Source organism: Verticiella alkaliphila (genome assembly GCF_018904615.1).
Lineage (GTDB): Bacteria > Pseudomonadota > Gammaproteobacteria > Burkholderiales > Burkholderiaceae_B > Verticiella > Verticiella alkaliphila.
On record NZ_JADCNH010000018.1, the window covers coordinates 57089 to 81691 of the forward strand.

Here is a 24603-nt window from a genome sequence, read left to right on the forward strand (position 1 = left end):
AGCTATCCGGGACTGAATCATCATGACCGCTATCGTTGACATCATCGGCCGAGAGATCCTCGACTCGCGCGGCAACCCCACCGTCGAATGCGACGTGCTGCTCGAATCGGGCGCCATGGGCCGTGCCGCCGTGCCGTCGGGCGCCTCCACCGGCACGCGCGAAGCCGTCGAACTGCGTGACGGCGACAAGAGCCGCTACCTCGGCAAGGGCGTGCTGCGCGCCGTCGAGAACATCAACACCGAGATCTCCGAAGCGCTCGTGGGCCTGGACGCCCAGGAGCAGGCCCTCATCGATCACGTCATGATCGATCTGGACGGCACCGAGAACAAGGACCGCCTGGGCGCCAACGCGATCCTGGCCGTCAGCATGGCCGTGGCCCGTGCCGCCGCCGAAGAATCGAATCTGCCCCTGTACCGCTACTTCGGTGGCAGCGGCCAGATGAGCATGCCCGTGCCGATGATGAACGTCATCAACGGTGGCGCGCACGCCAACAACAACCTGGACATGCAGGAATTCATGATCCTGCCCGTGGGCGCGACGAGCTTCTCCGAAGCCCTGCGCATGGGCGCGGAAACCTTCCACGCGCTGAAAAAGCTCATTCACGACAAGGGCATGTCCACGGCTACCGGCGACGAAGGCGGCTTCGCCCCGAGCCTGGCCAATCACGAAGAAGCCATCCAGCTGATCCTGCAGGCCATCGAGACGGCCGGCTACGAGCCGGGCACGCAGATCGCCCTGGGCCTGGATTGCGCGGCTTCCGAGTTCTACCGCGACGGTCAATACCACCTGGCCGGTGAAGGCGGCATCTCGCTGGACGCCGAAGGCTTCACGAACCTGCTCGCCACCTGGTGCGACAAGTACCCGATCATCTCGATCGAAGACGGCATGGCCGAAGGCGATTGGGAAGGCTGGAAGATCCTGACGGATCGCCTGGGCAAGCAGGTGCAGCTGGTGGGCGACGATCTCTTCGTCACCAACACGCGCATCCTCAAGCAAGGCATCCAGCAGGGCGTCGGCAACTCGATCCTCATCAAGATCAACCAGATCGGTACGCTCACCGAGACTTTCGCCGCCATCGAGATGGCCAAGCGCGCCGGCTACACCGCTGTCGTGTCGCACCGCTCGGGCGAGACGGAAGACACCACGATCGCCGACATCGCCGTGGCCACCAACGCCTTGCAGATCAAGACCGGTTCGCTCTCGCGCTCGGATCGCATGGCCAAGTACAACCAGCTGCTGCGCATCGAAGAAGATCTGGGTGACATCGCCCACTACCCCGGCCGCGAAGCGTTCTACAACCTGCGTTGATCGCAGACACGGGCGTTTCATCCATGCGCACCATCGTGCTTGGCCTGGTCGTTGCCCTCGCGCTCATTCAGTACCCACTGTGGTGGGGCAAGGGCGGCTGGCTTCGCGTGTGGGAAATGGAGCGCCAAGTGGACGCCCAGCGCGATCTGAACGACGGCCTGCGGCTGCGCAATGCGGCGCTGCAGGCCGAGGTGCGCGATCTGCAGACGGGCACCGATGCCATCGAGGAACGGGCCCGGCAGGAACTGGGCCTCGTCAGTCAGGACGAGCTCTTCGTCCAGTTCGTCGACGGTAATGCGGAGCTGCGCGAGGCGCCGGCGCAACAACCGCAGCGCCGCTGATCATCGGGCTTGCGCGAGGCGCATGCGCCTCGCGTGACCGTTTGAAGCCCAACTAACGACCTGTATACTCCTTCGGACGGGAACGACGATTCCCGACGACAGTGCCGTCGTGCGCGCCCAGCCGCGCCATGCGGTCTTCTCACCGCGTGGGGTGGGCCGCGTCCCGGCATTTCCGCACACAGAGGAGACAACATGGCAAGATTCTCGATGAAGGCGTTGGCCGGTATCGCACTGGCTGGCGCTGCGCTTGGCTCGGCCCACGCGGCAGAAGTCACGCTGCGCTACACCCACTTCTGGCCGTCCGCCTCGCGCGCGCACGCCGAGGTGTTCGAGGCCTGGGGCAAGTCCGTCGAGCAAGCCTCTGGCGGACGCATCCGCGTCCAGCTCTTTCCCGCGCAGACCTTGGCCAAGGCCGATGGGTCCTACCAGGCCACCGTCAACGGTGTGGCAGATGTGGTGAGTACGGCCCAGGGTTACACCGCGGGCCGTTTTCCATTGAGCCAGATCGTCGAATTCCCGGGTCTGGGCACCACCGCGCTGCAGAGTGGCTGCATCCTGCAATCCCTGTATGACAAGGGGATGCTCGAGAAGGAATATGCGGACACCAAGGTGCTGTACATGTTCACCACGGGGCCGGGCGTGCTGCATACGCGCGACAAGAGCGTGCCCAATCCCGATGCGCTGAAGGGCTTGCGCATCCGCAATCCGGCGGCGATCGCGGGCCAAGTGCTGCAGAAGGCCGGCGCACGCAACGTCTCCATGCCGGCGCCGGAGGCGTACGAGTCCATGCAGCGTGGCGTCATCGACGGCACGGCGTTTCCGTGGGAGGCCATGCAGGTTTTCCGCCTGAATGAACTCGCCAAGCACCACACGGATGTGCCCATCTACTCGACGATCTTCGTCACGGCGATGAACCAGCGCACCTACGATCGCTTGCCGGACGACCTGAAGAAGGTCATCGACGATCACTCGGGGCCCGAGTGGCAGCGCCGGGCGGCGGCCGTGTTCGACGCGCTCGATGTGGAAGGCCGCACCGCTGCGCAGAAGGCGGGCAACGAGATCATCACGGTGGACAATCCCATGCAGGATGCCGCCTGGGGTCCGGTGCTCAAGTCCGTCGTCGACGACTACCTGGCCGGTCTCAAGAAGCAGCGCTTGCCGGGGGCTGAGGTGTACGCCCAGGCGCAGGCGCTGAAGGCGAGCTGTCCGGCCATGGCCAACTGATCCTGCCGGCGGCAGAGCCGCTCCCCCGTTTTCACTCGGGGGCGGCCGCTGGCGACGACGCCCATGCGCCTGCGCGCGGGGGTCTTCTCGCGGTAGGCCGTCCAAGGCAGAATGCTTCCTTTTTTTCGCACGCCGATGACACACGTCGCGCCTTGACGGCACGGCGGCGTGCCGTCATTGCATGGATCTTCCGGGGCCTAGATGGGTGCCATCCAATACAGTCTGAACCGTATCGCCCGCGTGCTGCTGGCCATCTCCGGCCTGGCGCTCGTCGCCATGATGTTCGTCGTCATCTTCGACGTGATCGTGCGCAATCTGAGCGTGGTGCTGCCGTTCCTGAACGAGATCACGTATTACGGCACGATCGAGATCGTGCGGTATCTCTTCCTGCTGGCCATGGCCGGCGCCATGCCGTGGGGCGTGGAAAAATCCCAGGTCATCGTGGAGCTCTTCACGCAACGGCTGTCCGATACGGCGAAGGTGCGGGTGGACGCCTTCTTCCTGCTGGGCTTTGCCGCGCTGGGCGCGCTCATGGCCTACAGCCTTTTCGTGGCGGGTTCGCACGCCTTCGTGACCGGCGAGACGACGCCGGACCTGCAGATTCCGATCGGCCCGATCCGCTACGCCACCGGCGCCTGCATGGCCCTCATGGCGCTGCGCGCCCTGGTCGAGGGGCTTCTGGGCCTGAAGCAGGGGGTGTGGCATGCCGCCTGAGATCGCTGGCGTCATCGGCATTGGCGTCTTGCTCGTGCTGTTGGCCATTCGCACGCCGATTGCGCTGGCCATGGCCGCCGTGGGCATCGGTGGCTTCACGGCGCTCGTGGGCTGGACGCCGGCGCTCGCCATTCTCGAGACCGTGCCCTCGGACGTGCTCACCAACTTCGGCTTCTCGGCCATCCCGCTGTTCGTCTTCATGGGCGTGCTGGCCTCCAAGGCCCGCATGGCGGGCGAGCTCTTCGACATGGCGCGCACCGTGTTCGGCGCCTGGCGCGGGGGCATGGCGATGGCGGCCGTGATGGCGAGCGGCACGTTCTCGGCGATCTCGGGCTCGTCGCTCGCCACGGCAGCCACCATCAGCAAGGTGGCCTTGCCGGAGATGGAGAAGAAGGGCTACGCGCAATCCCTGGCGTCAGGCGTGCTTGCCGCGGGCGGCACCCTGGGTGTCATCATCCCGCCCAGCATCGCGTTGCTGTTGTACGGCCTCATCACCGAGCAGTCCGTCGGCGAGCTCTTCATCGCTGCGCTGATCCCGGGGCTGCTCGGGGTGGTCGGTTATGCGCTGGCCGTGTGGATCGTGGTCACCCTGCGCCCGGGGCTCGCGGGCGATTCGATGCCTTCGACCACCTTGGGCGAGAAGCTGCGTTCAATGCGCGCGGTGGGACCCTTCCTTGTCATCTTCCTCATCGTGCTGGGCGGGCTCTACACGGGATTCTTCACGCCCACCGAGGCCGCGGCAGTCGGCACCTTCGCCACGCTCATCGTCGCCGTGATGCGCAAGGTCAGTCTGACCGACATCGTCTCGGCGATCGGCGAGTCACTCGCCATGTCGGTCGTGATCTTCTTCATGCTGCTGGGCGCGGAGATCTTCGGCTACTTCCTCTCTGTCTCGCGCCTGTCCTTCTACATCTCGGATCTCATCAGCTCGGCGGGCATGGCGCCCATGGGCGTGCTGCTGTGCATCCTGCTGCTGTACCTGGTGCTGGGCTGCTTCATGGATTCGATGGCCATGATGCTGCTCACCGTGCCGGTCGTGTTCCCGGCCGTGATGGCCGCGGGTTTCGATCCCGTCTGGTTCGGCGTGATCACGGTGATCACGGTGGAGATCGGGCTCATCACGCCACCAGTGGGCATGAATGTGTTCGTGATCAAGGCCTCTGCGCGGCACGTGCCGCTGGGCGCGATCTACCGCGGGGTCACGCCGTTCATCCTGGCGGACGCGGTCCGACTTGCCCTGCTCATTCTGTTTCCGTGGCTGATGTTGGGCATCACGGTGTAATGGCACGGGCCGGCAGCGGACAGTGTCCGCTGCGCTTCGAGACTGCGCTCAAATGGTGACGGGTTGAGCCGGGTAGCCCCGGGACCACGCGTAAACCTCGATGCGCTCACGCAAGCCGTGGATCGAGAACGGGTCTGTGCGCACGATCGCCTCGGCTTGGGCCTCGCTGTCGGCCTGGACAATCCACAGCGCGCCCACCGGCTTGGTGTCCGGGCCGCCGACGCGCAGCGGGCCGGCCGCAACGATGGCAGGGCCTTGCTCGGCCAGCCAGGCCATGTGCGCATCGATGTGCGCCTGGCGAATGGCCAGGCCGTCGGCGATGTCGTAGAAGCGGATGACGTATAGCATGCGATCTCTCTCCAGTGGATCGGGGATCATAGCAATTCGCGCATGCGCTGACCGTCAAGTTTCATCCGGGCCGCGCTCCCGCTTGAGCGAGCGCAGCACGGGCTCGCGCTGTACGGCTCGTGCGAGTGCCTTGTAGCGGCGCAAGTCGGCCGGGCGGATGGGCAGCGGCTCGTTGCGCAAGATGCGCACGGTAGCCGCCAGCACCACCAGCAGCAGGAGGGTGAAAGGCAGTGCAGCCACCAGCGCCGCGGTCTGCAGCGACTGCAGACCGCCTGACACCAATAGCACGCCCGCGATGCCCGCCATCAGCACACCCCAGAAGAGCTTGCTGCGGTTGGTGGGGTTCAGGTTGCCGTGCGAGCTCATGCAGGCCAGGATGTAGGTTGCCGAATCGGCCGAGGTGACCAGAAACAGGAAGATGAGGACGATCGCAAACACCGACAGCACCGTGCTCAGGGGCAGGGCGTCGAATGCGGCGAACAGGGCGAGCGCAACGTCGTTGTCCACGATGGCGGCGATGCTCGTGCCGGCCTGCAGATCGCTGTGCAATGCCATGCCGCCGAACACCGCGATCCAGACGCAGGCGATGGCCGGCGGCACGACGAGCACGCCGATGATGAACTCGCGCAGCGTGCGCCCGCGCGAGACGCGGGCCACGAAGGCGCCCACGAAGGGAGACCACGAGATCGACCATGCCCAGTAGAAGATCGTCCAGTCGTGGATCCATGTGCCGCCCTGGTAGGGCGTGAGCCGCAGGCTGTACTCGATGAAGTGGCTGAGGTAGTCGCCCAGGCCAAGCACCAGGGCGTTGAGCATGAACACCGTGGGGCCTGCAGCGAAGACGTACAGCAGGAGGAGCAGGCACATGGCCAGGGTGATATTGCTCAGGATGCGGATGCCTCTATCCAGTCCGGTCGCCGAGGACACCATGTAGAAGAGGAACATCGCCGCCAGCACGAGCAATTGCACCACCGACGTACTGGTGATGCCGAAAACCGAGTCCAATCCGCCGCCGATCTGGAGCACGCCCAGGCCGACCGAGGTGGCAATGCCCATGGCGGTGGCAACCACGGCGAGCGAATCGACGGCGACCTTGACGGCCGGGCGGCTGCCGAGGACGGGCTCGACCACTGTCGAGACCAGCACGTCGCGATTTTTGCGGAACTGCATCAGCCCGATGCCCAGCCCGACCAGGGCGAACACCGACCACTGGCTCACGCCCCAGTGAAAGAACGAGTACCCCATGGCCACGCGAGCCGCCTGTGGGGTGAGGGCGTCCTGACCGGCGAAGGGCGTGGTGAAGAAGTGGCTCATGGGCTCGGCTACGCCCCAGAACACAAGGCCGGCACCGAAACCCGTGGAAAAGAGCAGGGCGATCCAGGTGAAGAAGGGATAGTCGGGGCGGCTGTCGTCCGAGCCCAGGCGCAGGCTGCCATAGCGGCTGATCGCCAGTCCGATGAGGAACAGCGTGACGACGAACACCGACAGCAGGATCAGCCAGCCGAAGTTGGTCGTGATGGCGCCGAGCATGCGCTGGGCGACTGCGCCAAAGCGCTCCGGCCAGATCGCACCGGCCAGGACGAGTGCGGTGACGATGGCGCCAGAGACGCGCAGGACGGGGGAGCCCGCTGTCAGGGGTGTTTTCATTGTTCTCACCGAGAAAGCCAAGGACGAGCGCCGATAACAAGACTTGTGCCTGACCCGTCTGCGCGCGCCGTCACGCGACAGGTTCTGTACGCTCGCAGCCGATTGGTATAGTCTTTCCCCTGGCCCGACTCCCGGCACTTGCCCCCGACACCCGGCATCGGCCGCCACGACGTTGGAGATGTGCTTATGCGCCGTGGGCGCCTGTGGATTCTGGTGTTGCTCGTCGCGCTGGTCGTGGCCCTGGCCTGGGGCTGGCGCGCGGGTGCGTTCAACCAGCCCGTGAATAGCCCCTATGCCGCTGGCGAGATCGCGAGCAACACGCTCTTCACGGCCTTCACGCAGCGCTCGCCGCGCACGCTGGATCCGGCCGTCTCCTATTCCAGCGACGAATCCATCTACACCTACGCGGTCTACCAGCCGCTCTATCAGTACGACTATCTCAAGCGGCCCTACACGCTCGTGCCCAATGCGGCTGCCGAGGTGGTCGAGCCCCAGTTGCTGGATGCGCAGGGCAACGTGCTGCCGCCCGATGCGCCGGGCGAGGCCGTCGCCCAGAGCGTCTACGACATCCCCCTCAAGCGCGGTATCCGCTTCGCACCCCACCCGGCCTTCGCGCGCAATGAGCAGGGCGAACTGCGCTATCACGCGCTGTCGGCCGATGATCTGGAGGGCGTGCGCCGCATCGGTGATTTCGACGAGACGGGCACGCGCGAGCTCACGGCCCACGACTACGTCTATCAGATCCGCCGGCTCGCCAGCCCGCGGGTGGTCTCGCCCATCTACGGTCAGATGGCCGGTCACCTGGTCGGCATGCGTGAATTCGGCGATGCCCTGCGCGAGCGCGATGCGGCCGCGCGCAAGGCAGGCACGGCACCCACGTGGCTCGATCTGCGCGAAGCAGGCTTTGCGGGCGCCGAGGCGCTGGACGACTACACGCTGCGGCTGCGCGTGATCGGCAAGTATCCGCAGATCAATTATTGGCTGGCCATGTCGTTCTTCTCGCCCATGGCCTGGGAAGCCGAGCGCTTCTTCGCGCAGCCTGGCATGGCCGAACGCAATCTCGCCCTGAAGGATTGGCCGGTCGGCACAGGCCCCTATTACATGGCGAACAACGAGATCAACTGGCGCATCGAGCTGCGGCGCAATCCGTACTTCGATTCGCTCACGTATCCCTGCGAAGGCAGCGACGCCGACCGCGCGGCGGGCCTGCTCGCCGATTGCGGCAAGCCGCTGCCTTTCATTGATCGGGCTGTCTTCAGCATCGAGAAAGAGGCGTTGCCGTTGCAGGGCAAGTTCCTGCAAGGCTATTACGACGTGCCGCAGATCGAACGCGGCGAGTACGGCGTGGCCTTCCGGGTGGCCGCCGAGGATTCCCCCGATAAGGCGGCTCTCTATGCCGAGCGCGGACTGCAATTGCCGCTCGCGGTGGAAGCCGGGCTCTGGTACATGGGCTTCAACTGGCGCGATCCGGTGGTCGGGGCAGGCGACACGCCCGAGCAGGCCGAGCGCAATCGCAAGCTGCGCCAGGCCATCAGCATCGCCGTCGATTGGGAACAGTACGTCGCCATCTTCGAGGCCAATCAAGCCCAGCCCGCCAACGGTCCGGTGCCGCCGGGCATGGTCGGCCACGTGGAGGGCGAGGCCGGCATCAACCGCGAAGTCTACGACGTGGTCGATGGCCGTCCGGTGCGCAAGTCGCTCGACGAGGCCAAGCGTCTGCTCGCCGAAGCGGGCTATCCCAACGGGCGCGAGGCCGCGAGCGGGCGGCCGCTGGTCCTGCACTACGACGCCATGGGCGGCGCCTCCGGCTCGCGTCCACAGTACGACTGGATGCAGCGGCAGTTCGCCAAGCTCGGTATCCAGCTCGAGATCCGCTCTACGGATTACAACCGCTTCCAGGAGAAGATGCGCAATGGCGTGGCGCAGATCTTCATGTGGGGCTGGCTGGCGGATTACCCGGATGCCGAGAACTTCCTCTTCCTGCTCTATGGCCCGCACGCCAAGGCCGAGAACGACGGCGAGAACGCGGCCAACTACAAGAACGCTGAGTACGACGCTCTCTTCGAACAGATGCGCTATCTGGACGACGGCCCCGAGAAGGCCGAGGTCATCGCGCGCATGGTGGCCATCGTTCAACGTGAAGCGCCGTGGATGTTCGGCTACTTTCCCGCCTCGGGCGGCGCCTACCACCAGTGGGTGGGTAATGCCAAGCCCAGCCAGATGATGCGCAACGGCCTGCAATACCTGAAGCTCGATCCGGCGCTGCGCGCGCAGAAGGTGAGCGAGTGGAATCGGCCCGTATGGTGGCCGCTCGCCGCGCTCGCGCTGGTGCTTGCCCTCATCATCTGGCCTGCCGCCCGTCTGCTGCGCCGGCGCGAGCGCGCCACCGCCCTGGAGGAGCGCGCATGACCGGCTACATCGTCCGGCGGTTGTTCTATGGCGTCCTGATCGTCCTTGGCGTCAATCTTTTCACGTTCGTGCTGTTCTTTGCCGTGAACACGCCGGACGACATGGCGCGTCTGGCCATCGGCGGGCGTCATGTCACCACCGAAGCCATCGAACAATGGAAGGTGCAGCAGGGTTACGACAAGCCGCTTTTCGTGAACGCCGAGGCGAGTGGCATCGCCAAGCTCACCGAGACGATCTTCTACGAGCGGTCGGTGCCGCTGTTGCGCTGGGATTTCGGGTTCTCTGACGCCGGTCGCGACATCACCTACGAGATCAGCCAGCGGGCCGGGCCCAGCCTGGCGCTCGCCATCCCCACCTTCGTGCTGGGGATGTTCGCGAGCATCGCGTTCTCCTTGCTGCTCGTCTACTTTCGGGCCACGTGGCTGGATTTCTGGGGCGTGGTCTTCTGTGTGGCGCTGCTGTCCATATCGGCGCTGTTCTACATCATTTCCGGTCAGTATCTCTTTGCGAAGCTGCTGCGGCTCACGCCGTATTCCGGGTTCGCCGGCGGCTGGGACATGCTGCGCTTTCTGGCCTTGCCCGTGATCGTCGCGCTCGTGGCCAAGCTCGGGCCGGAGGCGCGCTTTTATCGGGCGCTCTTCCTGGAAGAGGCCGGCAAGGACTACGTGCGCACGGCGCGGGCCAAAGGCCTCACCGAGCGCGTCGTGCTGTTTCGCCACGTGCTGCGCAATGCCATGCTGCCGATCCTGACCAGCAGCGTGGCGGTGATCCCGCTGCTCTTCATGGGCAGCCTGATCGCCGAATCCTTCTTCGGCATCCCGGGGCTGGGCAGCTACACGATCGATGCCATCAACGCGCAGGATTTTTCCATCGTGCGGGCCATGGTCTTTCTCGGGTCCGTGCTGTATGTGATCGGCCTTCTCTTGGCCGACATCTCCTACACCATTGCGGATCCGCGCGTGAGGATGGAGTAGCCCATGCCCCAATTCGTGCTGCTCTGGACCGACGCTGCGCTCTTTGCGCTCATCCTGGGGGTGATCGCCTATGCCTGGCGCGTGGCGCGTTCGCCCAATCTGCGCGCCACCTGGGGGCGCGTCCTGCACGACACGCCCGCCATGTGTTCGGCCGTCGTGCTGCTGGCCTTCACCCTGGTCGCCGTGCTCGATTCCGTGCATTATCGGCCGGCGCTGCCGCCGGCTCCCGGGGCGGCCGCCGACGCACCGACCGCTTATTCGCCGGTGACGCTGTCGGTGCTGGATGCGGTGCTCACCGCCACGGTGCCCGCGGCCGAGCGCAGCTGGTCTGGGCCGCTCGCCACGCGGCAGTTCACCAAGGAGACGGAGCTCATCGATGGCGAGCCCGTGCGGGACTTTCCCCGCCTCCAGTATGGCGGCGCCCATCTGGCCGACGAAGCGGGCTGGGCGGCGGATGTGACGCATCGCGCTGTGTTGGGGCTGGCGGGCGGGCTTGCCGCCGCGATGGCGCTGGCGATCCTCGTGTCGCTGCTGCTCGCGCTGCGCTGGCGCCTCGGTTGGCGCGAAGCCTGCCGGGACATCGCCGCCGGCGTCACCCGGGTGCCGTGGCGCGCCATGCTGATCACGCTGGGTCTTTTGTGTCTGGTCATCGGCGTGGTGGCGGGGCTCTCGAGCGGCTATCACGTCCTGGGCACAGATCGCACGGGCAATGACGTGCTGGTGCAGGCCTTGAAGAGCATCCGCACGGCGCTCGTGATCGGGAGCCTCACCACCATCGCCATGCTGCCCTTTGCCATCGGGTTCGGCCTGGCAGCGGGCTACTTCAAGGGCTGGGCGGATGACGTCATCCAGTACCTCTACACCACGCTCACCTCGATTCCCGGCATCCTGCTGATCGCGGCCTGCGTGCTCATGCTGCAGGTCTTCATCGATACGCATCCGGAGCTCTTTCCGACGGCGGCCCAGCGCGCGGACGTGCGGCTCTTCATGCTGTGCCTGATTCTGGGCTTCACGGGTTGGGCGGGCCTGTGCCGGCTGCTGCGCGCCGAGGCGATGAAACTGTCCGAGCTGGAGTATGTGCAGGCCGCTCGTGCCTTCGGCGTGGGTCATGGCCGCATCATCCTGCGCCATCTCTTGCCCAACGTCATGCACATCGTCCTCATCACCGTGGTGCTCGAGTTCTCGTCCCTGGTGTTGTACGAGGCCGTGCTGTCCTATCTGGGGGTAGGGGTGGATCCGAGCATGAATTCCTTCGGCTCGATGATCGACATGGCTCGCACCGAGATGTCCCGGGATCCGATGATCTGGTGGAACCTGCTTGCCGCGTTCGTCTTCATGCTGGCGCTGGTGTTGTCGGCCAATCTTTTTGCCGACGCCGTGCGTGATGCGTTCGATCCGCGCGGCGCGCGCTTTCGGGTGCGCCGCCGGCGCGCGCAGCGGAGCCCCGCATGAGCACGATCGGAACGACGCATCCGGGCCGCACGCCCGCAGGTGCGGGCACGCCTGCCGCAGGGCCGCTGCTCGAGGTGAGTGGCCTGGACATCGACATCCACAGCGAACGTGGCGTGCAGCAGGCGGTGAAGGCGCTGGCCCTGTCCATCGAACGTGGCGAAACCTTCTCGCTCGTGGGGGAATCCGGCTGCGGCAAGAGCATCACGGCGCTGGCGCTGTTGCGTCTGTTGCCCGACGCCGCCCGCACGGCCAACGGGCGGGTGGCCTTGCTCGGGACGGATCTGAACCAGTTGCCCGAGGCCGCGATGCGGGCGGTGCGTGGTGGCCGGGTGGGCATCATCTTTCAGGAGCCCTCGACCAGCCTCAACCCCGTGATGCGCATCGGCGCGCAGATCCTCGAGACCATCCACGCGCACACGCCGCTGCGCGGCGCCAAGGCGCGCGCGAAAGCCATCGACTGGCTGCGCCGCGTGGGCATCCCCGAGCCCGAGCGCCGCATCGACGATTACCCCTTCCAGCTGTCCGGGGGCCAGAAGCAGCGCGTGATGATCGCCATCGCCCTGGCGGCCGAGCCCGCGTTGCTGATCGCCGACGAGCCCACCACGGCGCTGGACGTCACCATCCAGGCCCAGGTGCTGGACCTGCTCGCCCAACTGCAGCGCGAGCTCGGCATGGCGATCCTGCTCATCACGCATGATCTCGCGGTGGTGCGCAATGTCGCCCATCACGTCGCGCTGATGTATGGCGGCGAGATCGTCGAGACTGCGCCTGCCGCGGAGTTCTTCGCGCGGCCGCGGCATCCGTACGCGCGCCTGCTCTTCGATGCGATCCCTGGCTGGGACAAGCGCGGCAAGCCGCTGGCAGGGGTGTCCTCCCGGCAGCTCTTTGCATCGCTGCGCGGCGAGACGTCGTCGCCGGATGTGCCGGATGCCGGTGCGCGTGGCTTGCCAGGGAGCACGGCGCGCGCGCCTGTGGACGCTGGCGTCAAGCCCGGCCAGGCCAGCGCTGTTCTTCACGTGCAGGACCTCACCGTGCACTATCCCATCCGTAAAGGACTCTTGCGCCGCCGGGTGGGCGAGGTCAAGGCAGTGGACGGCGTGAGTTTCACGCTGGCGCCAGGACGCACGCTCGCGCTCCTGGGCGAGTCGGGCTGCGGCAAGACCACCACCGGCAAGGCCCTGATGCGTTTGCTCGATCGCTCGGCCGACATCGGCGGCCAGGCGAGCTTGGGCGGCGTCGATCTGCTTGCGGCGCGCGGCAAGGCCTTGCAGGCTTTGCGTCGGCGCGTGCAGATCGTGTTCCAGGATCCCTTCGCGTCACTCGACCCGCGCATGCGTGTGGGCGACGTGCTCGATGAGGCCATGACGGCCTTGCGCATCGAATCCGACCGTGCCCGCAGGCTCGAGCGCATCGAGTCGCTGCTCACCCGCGTGGGGCTGCCCGCCGATGCCGCGGCGCGCTTCCCGCACGAGTTCTCGGGCGGCCAGCGCCAGCGCATCGCGATCGCGCGTGCGCTCGCCGTCACGCCGGAAGTCCTCATCCTGGATGAGCCGACCTCGGCGCTGGACGTCTCCGTGCAGGCGCAGATCCTCAACCTGCTGCGTGAGCTGCAGGCCGAGACGGGCATGGGCTATCTCTTCATCACCCACAACTTCGGCGTGGTGGAGTACATGGCCGACGACATCGCCATCATGGATGGCGGGCGCATCGTCGAAAGTGGCCCGGCAGACGCCTTGCTGCACGCGCCTCAGCACGCGGTCACGCGCCGTCTGTTGGCCTCGGTGCCGCGGCTGGCGCCTGCCCGCGGCTGAGGGCCGCAGGGCTTGGTCGGCCGCGTCAACTGCGAGAGGCTGGAATACTCGCAAACGGCGCAATGCGCAGGTTGTCGGCGATGGCCCGAAAGAGTGGCAGGGCGCGTTCGAGATGTGCTGCGTCCGTCGCGCACGTGAGGGTCATTCGGTATTGCGGCGTATCGGCCACGGCCAGGTAGTGGCGCTCATCAGGGCGGTCGGCGGGAATGACAACGATCTCTCTGCCGTGCGCCGCTGTCCCGAACATCAGTGATGCCGGATCGCTTGCGGTATTGGCTCGGCCAGCGCCCAAGCGCAATTCGCCGTCCAGGCGTGCTCGATGGGTGCTGCCGTTGAGCTCCGCCTGATCGACACCCTGCCAGTCTGGGCTCTGCGTTTGCAGACCGACGTCGCACACGCGAGACTGACCGGGAACCGGTGGCGGCGCTTTCGCGCGCGTTCCGATGCCAACGATCCACAAGTGGCCAGGGCGTGCGCGTGGGGCCAGCACGGTCAGAGGCGCAGGAAGGTGAAAAGCGACACCGCGATCGGGGTCGTTGAACCGGGCATTGGACGCGAGCCACCGTTCGATCGCCCTCGGGCTGCCAATGTGAAATTCGAATGGCATGCCCATCCGTCCGGGGGCCACGGAGATATCCGCGGGCGGCTGGGGCAGTCGTTGCATCCGTTGCAACGTGGCCATGGCACCGTCGTCGATCGCGGCGTGGCCCGAACTCACGCGAAGGTTCTGTTCCGTGATCGTGCCGTCGGCATCGTAAGTGACGTCCACCACCACCCGGTGCAATCCAACGGGCCAGTCTAGGCCGACGCGCACGAAACTCTGCGCACGTTCGCGAGTCAGTCGGTTCCAGTGCGCTATGTCCGGTGTCACGACCTGCAAGGGATCGGTTCGCGGGGCGGGTTCGGCGGCCAAGGGAGCGCTGGCCAGTGCAAGGCCAGCGAAAGCCAGGCCCAGCAAAGGGAAATTGGATCTTTCTTTCATCCGGCGCATTTTACGAGCCGTCTTGCTGCCACCTCAGCAGGGTGTGCAGGGCAGCCGTCAGCGGCCATCGACGACCAATCGCGCTGCCAGCGCGCGAAAGAGCGGCAAGGCCCGATCAATGTCCTCGGCGGTGGTGCCGCAGGTCACGGCGAGCCGATAGGCGGGCGTGTCGGCCAGGGCCACGTAGCGACGCGTCTCGGGCGCGTCGGTCGGCGTCAACTGCATTTCCTGCCCACGGACTGCACGGCCGAACGTGACGTGATCTGGCGAGGTGATCTCGCCGCGGGCGCCATAGCCGGCCAGCAGCGTCTCGGCAATCGTCGCCTGGTGCGTGCCCTGATTCAACTGCGCCTGATTGCGTTCGGCCAGCGCTGGCTGCTGGGGCCGCAGCGCGATGTCGCACAACCGTGTCGTGCCCGGCACCGGTTGGGGGCCCTCGGGTTTGGCGCCTACGCTCAGGACACTGACGAAGCCTGGGCGCGTGCGCGGCCCGAGGATCGTGAGGGTGGCCGGCACGGTGACCGACCAGCCGTTGCGCGAATCCTCGTAGTGATGAGGGTCTGGCTCGGTGAAGAGGACCGGCGAGGTGTCCTCGATATGGAAGGTGACCGGGATGCGGACATACCGGGATGCCTCCGGCATGCTGTCCGGAAACGCAGGCATGCGGCCCACGCGGCGAAGCATCGCGGCGGGCTGTGCGTCGATCTCGGGACGGCCGGTGCCAACGATCAGCGAGGGCTCTGAGATCGACCCGTCGCGCGCCACGCGAAAGCCGATGACGATCTCGTGTTTGCCGGGAGGCCAATTCCGTTCCGCTCGGGCTGCCCGCATCACGCGCTGGCGCACCTGGACCTGCCATTCATGCGCGGCGGCGTCCTGAGGGGCGGACACCACAGGCGAGGCCGGGGCGGCAGGCTGGGCGAGCACAGGGGCGGCGAGGGCGCCGCACGCGATCAGGAAAAAGGCGTGGCGAGGCTTGAGCATGGCCGCATTCTACGGCACGACGGTCGAGCAGCCTCGCCCCACGGCCTATGCCGCCGGCAGCCGCGTTTCGTACTCGCGATGCCGTTGCTGCCATCCCGCCCAGAACGTGGGCGTCGGCGTGCCGGCCAGCACTGCCCCGAGCGTGTCCAGGTGCTGATGCCAGCCGGCCGCCACGCCCAGCAATGTGGCGCGATCCGCAAAGCGGCGGTGGGTCAGCGTGAGCAGCACCGCCTCGCCCTGGGCCTGCAGCGTGATGGTGACGTCACCGCCGTCCTCCCAGGTGAAGGCGAGCCGATGCGGCGGCTCGGCGGCGATGATCTGGCTTTCCAGGCGGCTTTCCTCGCCGATGCCATCCGGGCGTGGTGAGCGTGTCTCGGACAGCGTGTCGTTGCGCCACGTGAACGTGAAGGGCGCACCGGCGGTGAGTGTCATGACGCCGGCGGCCAGCCATTGCCGACGCAACTCGTCCCGGGTCAGGTAGGACCAGACGCGCTCGATCGGGCCGGGCAGGCGTCGGCGCAGGATCAGGGTCGTCGGGTCGGTGAGCGTGGCGTAATCGGCTTCGTCGGGCGTCGTCATGGCGTCTCTCCTCGTGAGGGGGTGGGGTACTGCCGTGCATCGTCCTGCAAGAGGCGCTCGAGGGCGTCCAGGCGGGCGTCCCAGAAGCGCGCGTAAAAGCTCAACCAATCATGGGCGTGTGCGAGGGGCGCGGGTGCGAGCCGGCACACGTGCGTACGGCCACGGATCTCGCGAGCGACGAGGCCCGCGTCTTCCAGCTTGCGCACGTGCTTGGCTGCCGCCGCGAACGACATCGCATGCGGTTCTGCCAACTGGCTCACTGTCTGCTCGCCTGCGGCGAGCTGACGCAACATCTCGCGGCGCGTCGTGTCGGCCAGGGCGCGAAAGAGGTGATTCAGCTGGTCGGGTGAATATTCAACCATGTGGTTGAATATAGGCGTCGCCACTGCGTGTGTCAACGCCCGTCGTCACAGGATTGCCACATGACCCGGCTAGACTGGAGCGACGCGTCGCGGCGTCGCAGATCCGTTACCGCACGCGATGGCGTGAGCCCGTGAGCGTGATCTGTCGGAGATGCCAGCATGTCCCAACCGAATGACAACAGCGCTGCGGCGCAGTGGCTCAAGGCCGAGCTCCAGGATGCTCTGGACGAAGATTACGAACTGGAGCTGAGCGAGGAGGTGCTCTCGCGCGAGCTCGATGGCATCTACCAGACGGCCCACCCCGACGGGCTGGATCGTCTCACGTACTTTCGCGAGCTGATCCGTCTGCAGGGTGAGCTCATCAAGCTGCAGGATTGGGTGGCGCACACCAAGCAGAAGATCGTCGTGCTCTTCGAGGGGCGTGATTCCGCGGGCAAGGGCGGCGTCATCAAGCGCATCACGCAGCGGCTCAACCCCCGGATCGTGCGCGTGGCCGCCTTGCCCGCGCCCAGCGATCGCGAGCGCACGCAGTGGTACTTCCAGCGCTACGTGCAGCATCTGCCCGCAGGCGGCGAGATCGTGCTGTTCGATCGCTCCTGGTACAACCGCGCCGGCGTCGAGCGTGTGATGGGCTTTGCCCGGCCCGACCAGGTCGAGGACTTCTTTCGCGACGTGCCCGAATTTGAACGCATGCTGGTGCGCTCGGGCATTCGCCTCGTGAAGTACTGGTTCTCCATCACCGATGAGGAGCAGCAGATGCGCTTCATGATGCGCATCCACGATCCCATGAAGCAATGGAAGCTCTCGCCCATGGATCTGCAGTCGCGCGTGCGCTGGGAGCAATACACCAAGGCCAAGGAGGACATGTTCGCGCGCACGAGCATCGCCGAAGCGCCCTGGTACATCGTCGAGGGCAACGACAAGAAGCGGGCTCGACTGAACTGCATCGACCATCTGTTGCAGCAGATCCCCTACGAGCCGGTGCCGCATGACGAGATCACCTTGCCGGACCGTGTCTTCAACCCGGAGTACGAGCGCGCGACGCTGCCGCCCAACCTGTACGTGCCGCAGAAGTATTGACGGCGGGCGCTTCCCCGGCGGCAGGGAACTTGCTTGGTGCGCTGGTGATCCGACAGCCAGTGCCGACCGCGTGTTGCGGCGGCTGCGAACCCGGGAACCGAAGCATGCCGCCAGAATCCTCGACGCATCCCGCCGTCACCTTGTCATCGCGCGACGTCGATGCCGTGCTCTTCGATCTGGACGGGGTGCTCACGGACACGGCCAGCATCCATGCCGAGGCCTGGAAGCGTCTCTTCGACGACTTTCTGCGGCGTTGGGCGGAACTGCACGATCAGCCCTTCGTGCCCTTCGATGCGCAGACGGATTACCTCGAGCACGTCGATGGCAAGCCGCGCTACGACGGGGTTTCCGACTTCCTCGCCGCGCGTGGCGTGACGCTCCCCTGGGACAGCCCGGAGGACGATCCGGAGCGGCCCAGCATCCGCCTGCTCGGGGCTCGCAAGGACATGTACTTCAGCGAGCAATTGCAGCGTTACGGTGCGCCTGCGATTCCCGAGGCGGTGGCGCTGGTGCGCGCGCTGCGCGAGAACGGTATCCGCACGGCCGTGGTGTCCTCCAGCCGCAACTGCGCACCGGTGTTGCGGGCGGCGGGCATCGCCCACCTCTTCGATGACCGCGTCGATGGCGTCGACGTCGAGTCGCTGTCGATGCCGGGCAAGCCCGCGCCAGACACGTTCCTCGAAGCGGCAATCCGCCTGGGTGCCGAGCCGTCGCGTGCGGTGGTCGTGGAGGATGCGTTGGCCGGCGTGCGGGCCGGTGCGGCCGGGCGCTTTGGCTGCATCATCGCCGTGGATCGCCATGGGGGCGGCGAGGCCTTGCGCGAGGCCGGTGCCTCCGTGGTCGTCACCTCGCTCGCCGAGGTTGCCGTGGAGGCCGAATCCGACGAGGACTGGACGCTGCGGTTCGATGGCTTCGATCCGGAGGAGGAGGGCAACCGCGAAGCGCTGTGCGCACTGGGCAATGGATACTTCGCGACGCGCGGCGCCGTGCCGTTCGCCACGGCCGACGATGTGCACTACCCGGGCACCTACATCGCGGGCGGCTATAACCGTTTGCGCAGCCGGGTGGCAGGACGCACGGTGGAGAACGAGGATCTCGTCAATTTCCCGAACTGGCTGCATCTGCGCATCTTTCTGGATGGCGACGAGCCGCTGAGTCTGCGCACGCTGCGCATCCTCGAGCATCGGCAGGCCCTGCACCTGCGCACTGGCGTGCTCACGCGCGAGACCCGTGTCGAGGACGCCCGCGGGCACCAATCCACGTTGCGCGAGCGTCGCGTGGTATCCATGGACGACATGCACCAGGCGGGCTACGAACTCTCGATCACGGCCGAGAACTGGGCGGGGCGCATCCGTGTGGAGAGCGGCATCGACGGCCGGATCGTGAATGACGGTGCCAAGCTCTACGAGGAATTCGACAACCGTCATCTGGCGCCGGTGGCGGGCGATTCGCTAGGCGAGGATGCCGTCTGGTTGAAGACCCGAACGAATCAATCCGAGTTGCAGGTGGCGATGGCCGCTCGCACGCGGCTCTGGGTGGATGGGCAGATCTGTCAGACTGAACGCTCGACCGTGCGCGAAGACGGCTATGTGGCGCAGCGCCTGCAGATCGACGTGTCACGCGGCGCCACGCTGCGGATCGAAAAGCTCGCCACCGTCTTCACCTCGCGCGACCCGGCGATCTCCGAATGCGGGCTGGCCGCGCGCAAGGCGCTTGAGCGCATGACGGATGTCGCCACGCTCTTCGAGCGTCAGCGCATGGCCTGGCGCGAGCTCTGGAACCGCTTCGATCTGCACCTGGTCACCAAGGCGGGTGAGAACCTCGAGGAAAGCAGCCTTCTCCTGTTGCGCCTGAACACGTTCCACCTGCTGCAGGCGGTCTCCTCACATTCGCGCGGCCTGGACATCGGCGTGCCCTCGCGCGGCTGGACGGGTGAGGCCTACCAGGGGCACATCTTCTGGGACGAGCTCTTCATCTTCCCGTTCTTCAACATGCGCATGCCGGAAGTGACGCGCTCGCTGCTCATGTACCGGTTCCGGCGTCTGCCGGAGGCCCGCGCGGCCGCCCGTGCCGCGGGCTACGCGGGCGCGATGTTTCCCTGGCAGAGCGGCAGCGACGGCCAGGAAGAAACCCAGAAGATGAACCTCAACCACCGTTCGCGTCGCTGGATGCCGGACAACTCCTACCATCAGCGCCACATCGGCAGCGCCGTCGCCTATAACGTCTGGCAGTACTTCCAGGTGACGGGTGACCTGGAGTTCCTGGAATCCTTCGGTGCTGAGATCCTGCTGGACGTGGCGCATTTCTGGGCCAGCATCGCCACCTTCGACACGGATCGCCAGCGCTACAGCATCCGTGGCGTCATGGGCCCGGACGAGTATCACGACGGCTATCCCGATGCCGAGAAGCCCGGCATCGACAACAACGCCTACACCAACGTCATGGCCGCCTGGGTGCTGATCCGCGCCCGCGAGGTGTACGCACTGATCTCGGACATGCGTCGGGTGGAGTTGCTGGAGCAGCTCGGCATCACGCCGGATGAGGTGCTGCAGTGGGACGACATCAGTCGACGGCTCCACATTCCCTTCCACGAAGACGGCGTCATCAGCCAGTTCGAAGGCTACGAGGCGCTCCAGGAGTTCGACTGGGAGGGCTATCGGCAGCGCTACGACAACATCCAGCGGCTCGATCTCATCCTGGAGGCGGAGGGGGACACGACCAATCGCTATCGCCTCTCCAAGCAGGCCGATACGCTGATGCTGTTCTATCTCTTTGAGGAATCCGAGCTGGCGGCGCTCTTCGCCCACCTGGGTTATGAGCTCAATGCCGAGGCGATCACGCGCACCGTGGATTTCTACAGTGACCGCACCTCGCACGGCTCCACCTTGAGCCGCGTGGTGCACGCCTGGGTGCTGGCCCGGCAGGATCGCAGCCAGGCCGTGCGGCTCTTTGCCGAAGCGCTCCAGAGCGACGTCATCGACATTCAGCAGGGCACCACCGCGGAGGGCGTGCACCTGGCCTCCATGGCAGGCTCCGTAGATCTCATGCAGCGCGCCACGACGGGCCTGTCCGTGCGGGATGGCTTGCTGCACATCACCCCGCAGCTGCCGCCCGAGATGGAGCGCCTGGATCTACGCATCCACTACCGCGGCCACTCGCTGGACGTGCGGTTGTCCCAGCGCTCGCTCACCGTGCATGGGCGCAACCGTTCGGCGCCGCCGATCGGGCTGTGCGTGAATGGGCAACGGGTGACCTTCGAAGCCGGCACGAGCCGGGTGTTCCGGCTGGGGCCGGCGCAACGCGCGGCGCCCGTGCTGAGCCAGGCGTAAGCGGGCCGGCATGCCGCTTGCGGATGGGCGGCATCTCAACACCCAGGAGATTGTCATGCCCCAGCAGACCCCGACGAATGCCGCCAACGACGCCTGGCAGAAGATCAAGACGGCCGACGAGCGTCGGCCGAGCCTTCCCGGCGAGCACTGGATCGTGTTTGGTCTGGGCGCGCTGCTCGTGACCAAGGCGGCGCGTCAGCGCTCGCTGATCGGCAGCGCCCTGATGCTGGCGGCGGGTTCCGCGCTCCTGGGCCGCGCCGCAAGCGGGCGCGAGGGCCTCATCAAGACCGCGAGTCAACTATTGAGCCGGCGACGCTTCTGACGACAAGCGTTGCGGCAGGGCGCCTATTGGCGGAGGCGGTGAGATTCGAACTCACGAACGGTTGCCCGTTGCCGGTTTTCAAGACCGGTGCAATCGACCACTCTGCCACACCTCCGTGGCGCCTGCTGATGATTGCGTGCCGGCCAAGCCAGCGCGCAAGGGCGACATCATAAACGATCCTGCCAGGGCAGGGCGTTCATGTCGTCAGGGCAGGCGTTCGTATTTCGTGACGCACATCGTCGGGCCCTGTTCGGCCACGTAGAGACTGCCCTGGGCATCGCCCCACAAGCCGTGGGGATAGACGCCGAAGGTGCGCATGCGCCCAACGATCTGCCCCTCCAGATCCAGCCGCGTGATGCGTGGCGCCTGATCGGCGACGAACACGTGGGTGCCGTCGCACCAGATGTCCATCGGGCGCACGAAGTGACGCCATTGCGTCAGATAACGGCCATCGCGATCGAAGATCTGCACACGATCGTTTTCGCGATCGCAGACAGCCACGCGATCGTCCGGGAGCACCCAGGCGCCATGCGGCGTGGCGAACGCGCCGGGACCGTCGCCCACCGTGCCCCAGGTCTGCACGTGTTCGCCCTGTGCGGTGAAGCGGTGCACACAGGCGTTGCCATAGCCGTCCGTCACGTACAGTTCGCCGTCGGGCGCCACGGCGACGTCGGTGGGGTGGTTGAAAGGCGCCTGCCAGTGGGGTGTGTTGAACTCACCCAACGCGAAGCGGGGTTTGAGGTCCGCATCGAACGCCAGCACCTGATGCGCATCGTAGGACACGAGATAGACCTGATCGTGGGCATCGATGAAGATGCCATGGCCGCTCGTGAGGCGAGGGTCGTCGAGCGTGGACTCGAGCTCGCCCGACGCGGCGAAGATCATCACATGCGGAGCCTCGCGCTGCAGCACGAAGACACGGCCTCGGCTGTCCACCGCCAACTGGCTGAGATTGCGCAGGCGCGCCTGTGGCGTATCACGGTGCCAGGGGCGAATCATCCGGTAGCGCGCGGCGCCGTCGGTCATGAAGAAGTCGGGAGGTGGGAGCATGGTGTCTGAAGGCGGTGGAGGCGTCGCCAAGGGGCGTCGGATGAGCTGGCGAGCCAGGCAGGATGCTATCGTGGGGCATCACGATGGCACAGGCAAGAGGAGGGTGCGCCATGGCGATACTCGGCAGCGCGCGGCTGGCGTGGCAATCGGATTACGGCCAGTTCTATCTGGTGGACTTGCGCGACACGGCGTTCACGCCACCCATGGCGATCACGCCGGTGATGGAGCGCCAGCGCTTTCAGGCAACGCCGGCGGGGCTGGTGGTCTACACGGCGGATTGCCTGCAGCAGCACGTGGAGATCCGCGTGCACGATGCCGAGCCCGTCTTCTCCGAGGTCGAGCTGATGAGCGATCGGCCCTGGACCCAGGTCGAGACCACGCCGGCTCATTTTCCGTGCCGCACGTTCAGCATCAGCTCGCCCTGTGCTCCGGATCCCCAGCCCCTCGGCCCCCTGTTCCTCACACCCAGCGAGCACGTCCAGGTGCGGATCGCCTGGGTGGAGTTCGACGGTGCGCGTGACGACAGCGTGCCCGTGGAACCTGATGTCATTCAGATCGACATCTGGCCAGCGGCCTGAGGCCCTGGCGCGCCGCGCCAAGAGGGCGTCGATCGTCGCGTGAGCTACTATCGGACCCCTTTGATGCGCACGCGAGCCGCCTCCTCATGACGACGCCTTCCCTGGACAATCCCTATCTCGAGTCGCTCGGCATGGTCATCGACGCCTGGCAGCCGGGGCAGGTCGCGCTCTCGCTGCTGACCGATGCCTCGCACGGCAACCGCCGTGGCGTGGTGCAGGGCGGCATCGTGGCCACGTTGCTCGACGCGGCGGCAGGCTACGCCGGCCTCATGAACGAGGGCGGCGAGGCCGGACATGCTGCCACCATCTCGCTTGCCATCAATTACCTCGCGCCCGCGCCGATCGGCCTTCTGCGTGCCGAGGGGCGCGTCACGGGTGGGGGGCGCCGCGTCTTCTTCTCGGACGCGCGGCTCTACGACGCAGCAGGCGGTCTCGTGGCCACGGCACAGGGAAGCTTTCGCCGTAGCGCCTAGCCTCGTCAAAAACGCTACAATCAAGGGTTTTTCGACGTGGCGTTGGCTATTGGGCCAGCGCTCGCAATCCTTTACTCAGACGTTAGCCCATGTCCGCTTCTATCGCATCGCGCCGCAAGCTCGTGCTTGGCAACTGGAAGATGAATGGCTCGCTCGCTGCGAACGCGAGCCTTCTCGAGGCGCTCAAGCCCGTGTGTACCGGCGCGGTCGCCCAGGTGGGTGTGGCCGCTCCGTTTCCGTATCTCTCGCAGGTGCAGCTCGCGCTCGCCGGTTCCGACATCCTCTGGGGTGCGCAGGACGTGAGCGCGCAAGCCTCGGGCGCCTTCACGGGCGAAGTCTCGGCCGCCATGCTCGCCGAGTTCGGCTGCCGCTTCGTGCTGGTCGGCCATTCCGAGCGCCGCTCGCTGCACGCCGAGACCAGCGAGCAGGTCGCCGCCAAGGCCACCGCCGCGCAGGGCGCCGGTCTCACGCCGGTCGTGTGCGTGGGTGAGTCGCTCGCCGAGCGCGAAGCTGGCCAGACCCTGGCCGTGATCGAGGCACAGCTGGCACCGGTGCTGGCACTGGGTGCGCAGGCCGTGGCCGGCATGGTCATCGCCTATGAGCCCGTGTGGGCGATCGGCACCGGCCGCACGGCCTCGCCCGAGCAGGCGCAGGAAGTCCATGCCGCCATTCGTGCGCAGCTGGCGGCTCTGGGTGTGCCGCAGGTGCAGGTGCTCTACGGCGGCAGCGTGAAGTCGTCCAATGCCGCAAGCCTTTTCGCCATGGCCGACATCGATGGCGGCCTGGTCGGTGGCGCTGCCCTGGACGCGAAGGATTTTGCAGGCATCGTGGAGGCGGCAGGCCAGGCGGCCTGATCGCACCAACAGACGAGCGTGGCCGCCGTGGGCGGCCTCATCAACACCGAGGCGCGAAACGCGCCCGGATCGGGAGTGGGTAATGTCTTGGATTCTTAGTGCGCTGCTGGCGGTGCAGGTGATCTCCGCACTCAGCATCATCGTGCTGGTGCTGCTGCAGCAGGGCAAGGGGGCCGACATGGGCTCGGCCTTCGGCGCAGGCGGCAGCGGTGGCGCGGGTAGCCTCTTCGGCTCGGCCGGTGCAGCGAACTTCCTGTCGCGCGCCACCAAGTGGGCTGCCGTGGTGTTCTTTGCCACCACCGTGGGCCTGGCCTACATGAGCCACGCCCGTGGCCCCGCGCCCGCGCCGTCCGGTGTGATGGAAGGCTATCAGGATCCGTCCGTGCCGCAGTTGCCCGGCAGCGGTGATGCCGGCGTGCCCGCCGCCCCGGATGCCAGCGTGCCGACGGCACCGGCGTCGCCCGATGCTGCTGTTCCGGCACCGGCGCCGGCCCCTGCG

Annotated in this window: 23 protein-coding genes and 1 tRNA gene; 16 read left to right on the forward strand and 8 right to left on the reverse strand. The window is 66.5% G+C overall.

Annotated features, from left to right (window positions below; all coding sequences use genetic code 11):
• Nucleotides 1–22: 22 nt before the first annotated feature.
• The 5 genes from eno (at nt 23) to IMZ29_RS13020 (ending at nt 4870) form a co-directional block, all read left to right on the forward strand.
• Complete coding sequence (gene eno, locus IMZ29_RS13000) at nt 23–1309, forward strand: phosphopyruvate hydratase (RefSeq protein WP_216184558.1); 1287 nt, start codon at nt 23–25, stop codon at nt 1307–1309.
• Nucleotides 1310–1332: 23 nt separating this feature from the next.
• Entirely contained in the window at nt 1333–1650 is a 318-nt protein-coding gene (ftsB, locus tag IMZ29_RS13005; protein ID WP_216184560.1) for a cell division protein FtsB, read from the forward strand.
• A gap of 192 nt (nt 1651–1842) precedes the next feature.
• Nucleotides 1843–2874: a TRAP transporter substrate-binding protein gene (locus IMZ29_RS13010; protein WP_216184562.1), complete on the forward strand. Its 1032-nt coding sequence runs from the start codon at nt 1843–1845 to the stop codon at nt 2872–2874.
• A gap of 201 nt (nt 2875–3075) precedes the next feature.
• Entirely contained in the window at nt 3076–3588 is a 513-nt protein-coding gene (locus IMZ29_RS13015) for a TRAP transporter small permease (protein WP_216184564.1), read from the forward strand.
• Nucleotides 3578–4870, forward strand: coding sequence for a TRAP transporter large permease (locus tag IMZ29_RS13020; RefSeq protein ID WP_216184566.1), 1293 nt, complete (start codon nt 3578–3580; stop codon nt 4868–4870). Before IMZ29_RS13015 ends, IMZ29_RS13020 begins: the two co-directional genes overlap by 11 nt.
• A gap of 48 nt (nt 4871–4918) precedes the next feature.
• Here the strand turns inward: IMZ29_RS13020 and IMZ29_RS13025 are convergent, their stop codons facing one another.
• Nucleotides 4919–5218 carry a YciI family protein gene (locus IMZ29_RS13025; RefSeq protein ID WP_216184568.1) on the reverse strand — a complete coding sequence of 100 codons (300 nt, stop codon included), beginning with the start codon at nt 5216–5218 and terminating at the stop codon, nt 4919–4921.
• Between the two features lie 54 nt (nt 5219–5272).
• Nucleotides 5273–6865: a BCCT family transporter gene (locus IMZ29_RS13030; RefSeq protein ID WP_216184570.1), complete on the reverse strand. Its 1593-nt coding sequence runs from the start codon at nt 6863–6865 to the stop codon at nt 5273–5275.
• 186 nt (nt 6866–7051) lie between these two features.
• On the opposite strand from IMZ29_RS13030, the gene IMZ29_RS13035 reads away from it, so the two are divergent.
• From IMZ29_RS13035 to IMZ29_RS13050, 4 genes are read left to right on the forward strand one after another with little or no spacing between them, the layout of a single operon-like run.
• Nucleotides 7052–9274, forward strand: coding sequence for an ABC transporter substrate-binding protein (locus IMZ29_RS13035; protein ID WP_216184572.1), 2223 nt, complete (start codon nt 7052–7054; stop codon nt 9272–9274).
• A complete protein-coding gene (locus IMZ29_RS13040; protein ID WP_216184574.1) occupies nt 9271–10248 on the forward strand; it encodes an ABC transporter permease in 978 nt (325 codons plus the stop codon). Before IMZ29_RS13035 ends, IMZ29_RS13040 begins: the two co-directional genes overlap by 4 nt.
• 3 nt (nt 10249–10251) lie before the next feature.
• Nucleotides 10252–11700: an ABC transporter permease gene (locus IMZ29_RS13045; RefSeq protein WP_216184576.1), complete on the forward strand. Its 1449-nt coding sequence runs from the start codon at nt 10252–10254 to the stop codon at nt 11698–11700.
• Entirely contained in the window at nt 11697–13511 is a 1815-nt protein-coding gene (locus tag IMZ29_RS13050) for an ABC transporter ATP-binding protein (RefSeq protein WP_216184579.1), read from the forward strand. The genes IMZ29_RS13045 and IMZ29_RS13050 overlap by 4 nt, the downstream gene beginning before the upstream one ends.
• 25 nt (nt 13512–13536) lie before the next feature.
• Here IMZ29_RS13050 and IMZ29_RS13055 read toward each other — a convergent pair whose 3' ends face one another.
• From IMZ29_RS13055 to IMZ29_RS13070, 4 genes are all read right to left on the reverse strand, one after another.
• Nucleotides 13537–14424: an energy transducer TonB family protein gene (locus IMZ29_RS13055; RefSeq protein WP_216184582.1), complete on the reverse strand. Its 888-nt coding sequence runs from the start codon at nt 14422–14424 to the stop codon at nt 13537–13539.
• A 126-nt stretch (nt 14425–14550) separates the two neighbouring features.
• Nucleotides 14551–15477, reverse strand: coding sequence for a TonB C-terminal domain-containing protein (locus IMZ29_RS13060; protein WP_216184585.1), 927 nt, complete (start codon nt 15475–15477; stop codon nt 14551–14553).
• A gap of 45 nt (nt 15478–15522) precedes the next feature.
• Complete coding sequence (locus tag IMZ29_RS13065; protein WP_216184587.1) at nt 15523–16056, reverse strand: SRPBCC family protein; 534 nt, start codon at nt 16054–16056, stop codon at nt 15523–15525.
• On the reverse strand, nt 16053–16418 hold the full coding sequence (locus IMZ29_RS13070) for an ArsR/SmtB family transcription factor (RefSeq protein WP_216184589.1): 366 nt from the start codon (nt 16416–16418) through the stop codon (nt 16053–16055). Before IMZ29_RS13070 ends, IMZ29_RS13065 begins: the two co-directional genes overlap by 4 nt.
• A 159-nt stretch (nt 16419–16577) precedes the next feature.
• On the opposite strand from IMZ29_RS13070, the gene ppk2 reads away from it, so the two are divergent.
• The 3 genes from ppk2 (at nt 16578) to IMZ29_RS13085 (ending at nt 21149) form a co-directional block, all read left to right on the forward strand.
• The gene (gene ppk2 / locus IMZ29_RS13075; protein WP_216184590.1) at nt 16578–17498 is read left to right on the forward strand and encodes a polyphosphate kinase 2; all 921 of its coding nucleotides are present in this window, start codon (nt 16578–16580) and stop codon (nt 17496–17498) included.
• Nucleotides 17499–17602: 104 nt separating this feature from the next.
• Nucleotides 17603–20827: a beta-phosphoglucomutase family hydrolase gene (locus tag IMZ29_RS13080; protein WP_216184592.1), complete on the forward strand. Its 3225-nt coding sequence runs from the start codon at nt 17603–17605 to the stop codon at nt 20825–20827.
• 55 nt (nt 20828–20882) lie between these two features.
• The gene (locus IMZ29_RS13085; RefSeq protein ID WP_253207095.1) at nt 20883–21149 is read left to right on the forward strand and encodes a hypothetical protein; all 267 of its coding nucleotides are present in this window, start codon (nt 20883–20885) and stop codon (nt 21147–21149) included.
• 27 nt (nt 21150–21176) lie between these two features.
• Here IMZ29_RS13085 and IMZ29_RS13090 read toward each other — a convergent pair.
• A tRNA-Ser gene (locus IMZ29_RS13090) sits at nt 21177–21264 on the reverse strand.
• 89 nt (nt 21265–21353) lie between these two features.
• The gene (locus IMZ29_RS13095) at nt 21354–22199 is read right to left on the reverse strand and encodes an NHL repeat-containing protein (protein ID WP_216184594.1); all 846 of its coding nucleotides are present in this window, start codon (nt 22197–22199) and stop codon (nt 21354–21356) included.
• A 110-nt stretch (nt 22200–22309) separates the two neighbouring features.
• Between IMZ29_RS13095 and IMZ29_RS13100 the strand changes: the two genes are divergently transcribed.
• The 4 genes from IMZ29_RS13100 to secG all read left to right on the forward strand — a co-directional run.
• Nucleotides 22310–22777 carry a hypothetical protein gene (locus tag IMZ29_RS13100; protein WP_216184596.1) on the forward strand — a complete coding sequence of 156 codons (468 nt, stop codon included), beginning with the start codon at nt 22310–22312 and terminating at the stop codon, nt 22775–22777.
• Between the two features lie 86 nt (nt 22778–22863).
• Complete coding sequence (locus IMZ29_RS13105) at nt 22864–23250, forward strand: PaaI family thioesterase (RefSeq protein WP_216184599.1); 387 nt, start codon at nt 22864–22866, stop codon at nt 23248–23250.
• Nucleotides 23251–23339: 89 nt separating this feature from the next.
• Nucleotides 23340–24104 carry a triose-phosphate isomerase gene (gene tpiA, locus IMZ29_RS13110; protein WP_216184602.1) on the forward strand — a complete coding sequence of 255 codons (765 nt, stop codon included), beginning with the start codon at nt 23340–23342 and terminating at the stop codon, nt 24102–24104.
• A gap of 82 nt (nt 24105–24186) precedes the next feature.
• A partial coding sequence (gene secG / locus IMZ29_RS13115; RefSeq protein WP_216184605.1) for a preprotein translocase subunit SecG occupies nt 24187–24603 on the forward strand: 417 nt, incomplete at its 3' end.